This window comes from Mesorhizobium sp. M7D.F.Ca.US.004.03.1.1 (assembly GCF_003998635.1).
GTDB lineage: Bacteria > Pseudomonadota > Alphaproteobacteria > Rhizobiales > Rhizobiaceae > Mesorhizobium > Mesorhizobium loti.
Genome location: NZ_RZQG01001363.1, coordinates 1 through 1,133, shown reverse-complemented (window position 1 = coordinate 1,133; position 1,133 = coordinate 1). Strand labels below are relative to the sequence as shown.

Sequence of the window (1,133 nt, the reverse complement as noted above, 5' to 3'; positions counted from 1 at the left end):
CGCGTCGACCACGGCAGCCGACTGGCGCCATCATGCGATCGGTGAAGTCGTGCGCCGGCAGAGCCGGACAATGCACCCGCCACGCGAGGCGACAGCCCGCAGCGACGTTCATTACCGCTTCAGCCGCCGACCAGCGCCTTCGTCGTCACCAGATTGACGCCGGCTTCAGTGAATTCGCCATTGTGCCTGATGATGACCTGCTCGGCGCTCTCGCTGGCGTTGTCCAGCGTGCTGTGAGCGTCGGAAACCACGGTCACGCCGAGTCCTCTGGCCATCGCGCCCTTGACCGTCGCCGCCACGCAAAAATCGGTCTGTGCGCCCAGCAGCACGACAGCACCGGCGCCCTGCCCAGCCACCCAGTCGCCGAAGGCGGGATTGCTGAACGCATCGCGCACGGATTTGGCAAAGGTCGGCTCGTCCGCTGCCTGGCCAAGGGCGGGCCAGACCGGCCAGCCCGGCTCGCCCGGCGCCAGCGGATCGCCTTCGGGTCCATCATGCCTGACAAAGGCGACCTTCCGGCCGCTATGCCGCGCCCAGTCGATCACCGCCTTGGTGCGCTCGACAATATCAGGCGCATCATGGATCGGCGGCTCGTGCACGCCGTCGAACATGCCGGTCTGGAGATCGATGACAATGAGCGGCGCTTTGTCTGGGAGGCTGGCAGCTGACATGGTTTTTTACATAGCACGGCGGACAAGGTGATCAAGGATTTGCTCACTCCGGCGCGCCGGCAAACAGCACCACGCCATCGCCGCCGGTGGCCGGCCAGTCGCGGATGGTGCGGTCGTTGCCGCCGGTCAGCACCGTGCCGTCGGCGGCAAAGGCCACCGCATAGATCGGGCCTGTCTGGCTGTCGAACATCGCGATCTGGTTGCCGCTGTCCATGTCCCATAGCCGCGCCGTGCCGTCGAGTGAGCCGGAAACCAGGCGCTTGCCGTCGGCCGACAACGCCAGCGCGTAGACGATGCCCTCATGGCCCTCGAAGCGGCGCACTTCGCGACCGCTGTCGACATCCCAGAGCTTGATCGTGTAGTCGCCGCTGCCGGTGACAAGATGGCGCCCGTCAGCGGTGAACACCGCGCCATAGGTGCCTTGTTCGTGCCCGTGCCAGCTGCGCAGCTGCTTGCCGGTCT

General features: G+C 66.5%; 1 protein-coding gene and 1 pseudogene. Both read right to left on the bottom strand.

Annotation, left to right across the window (positions count from 1 at the left end; translation table 11 throughout):
• Nucleotides 1-119 precede the first annotated feature (119 nt).
• Nucleotides 120-671 carry an isochorismatase family protein gene (locus tag EN935_RS37110; protein WP_127264859.1) on the bottom strand — a complete coding sequence of 184 codons (552 nt, stop codon included), beginning with the start codon at nt 669-671 and terminating at the stop codon, nt 120-122.
• A 43-nt stretch (nt 672-714) separates the two neighbouring features.
• A pseudogene (locus tag EN935_RS37105) lies at nt 715-1,133 on the bottom strand (WD40 repeat domain-containing protein); the annotation flags it as partial.